The organism is Ornithinibacter sp., from assembly GCF_035443565.1.
In the GTDB taxonomy this organism is placed as follows: Bacteria; Actinomycetota; Actinomycetes; order Actinomycetales; family Dermatophilaceae; genus Fodinibacter.
Genome location: NZ_DAORSO010000028.1, coordinates 18,036 through 19,274 on the forward strand (window position 1 = coordinate 18,036; position 1,239 = coordinate 19,274).

Below are 1,239 nucleotides of genomic sequence, written 5' to 3' on the forward strand. Positions count from 1 at the left end.
CGACATCCTCGCGGGGATCCGCGACCACCAGGTGGTCGTCATCGCCGGGGAGACCGGCTCCGGCAAGACCACCCAGCTGCCGAAGATGTGCCTCGAACTGGGCCTCGGGGCGACCGGCCAGATCGGGCACACCCAGCCACGGCGGATCGCCGCCCGCTCGGTGGCCGAACGCATCGCCGAGGAGATGGGCGTCGAGCTCGGCGACCTCATCGGCTACCAGGTGCGGTTCACCGACCACAGCAGCGACGCGACCCGGGTCAAGGTGATGACCGACGGCATCCTGCTCGCCGAGATGCAGCGTGACCGCGACCTGCGCCGCTACGACACGATCATCATCGACGAGGCCCACGAGCGAAGCCTGAACATCGACTTCATCCTCGGCTACCTCAAGCAGCTGCTGCCGCGCCGACCCGAGCTGCGGGTCATCGTCACCTCGGCCACGATCGACCCGGTGCGGTTCGCCCTGCACTTCGCGACCGACGAGCACGGCCGCGAGGTGCGTGAGGTGCCGGTCATCGAGGTGTCGGGGCGGACCCACCCCGTCGAGGTGCGCTACCGGCCGCTGGTCGAGCTGCACCCGGAGGGCCGCCACGTCGTCGCCGAGCGCGACCAGGTGACCGGCGTTGTCGAGGCCGTCGAGGAGCTGTGGACCGAGGCCCCGCCCAGCCCCGAGGCGACCGACATCCTCGCCTTCTTCTCCGGTGAGCGCGAGATCCGCGACGCCGCCGATGCCCTGAACGCCCTGAAGCTGCCGAACACCGAGGTGCTGCCGCTGTTCGCCCGGCTCTCGGCCGCCGAGCAGCACCGTGTCTTCCACCGGGGCAGCGGGCGGCGGATCATCCTGGCGACGAACGTCGCGGAGACCTCGCTGACCGTGCCCGGCATCGGGTACGTCGTCGACACCGGCACCGCCCGCATCTCGCGGTACAGCCAGCGCACCAAGGTGCAGCGACTGCCGATCGAGCCGGTCAGCCAGGCCAGTGCCGCGCAGCGCTCCGGTCGGTGCGGCCGCATCGCCCCCGGCGTGTGCATCCGGCTGTACTCGCAGGAGGACTTCGAGGCCCGCCCCGAGTTCACCGAGCCCGAGATCCAGCGCACCTCGTTGGCCTCGGTCATCCTCCAGATGACCGCCCTCGGCCTGGGTGATGTCGCCCGCTTCCCGTTCGTCGACCCACCCGACCCCCGACAGATCGCCGACGGGGTCCGGCTCCTCGAAGAACTCGGTGCGTTCGCCATCGG

At 70.8% G+C, this 1,239-nt stretch carries 1 protein-coding gene; it reads left to right on the forward strand.

What is annotated here, in order from left to right; translation table 11 throughout:
- A partial coding sequence (locus PLL68_RS05220; protein WP_324532314.1) for a helicase-related protein occupies nucleotides 1–1,239 on the forward strand: 1,239 nt, incomplete at both ends.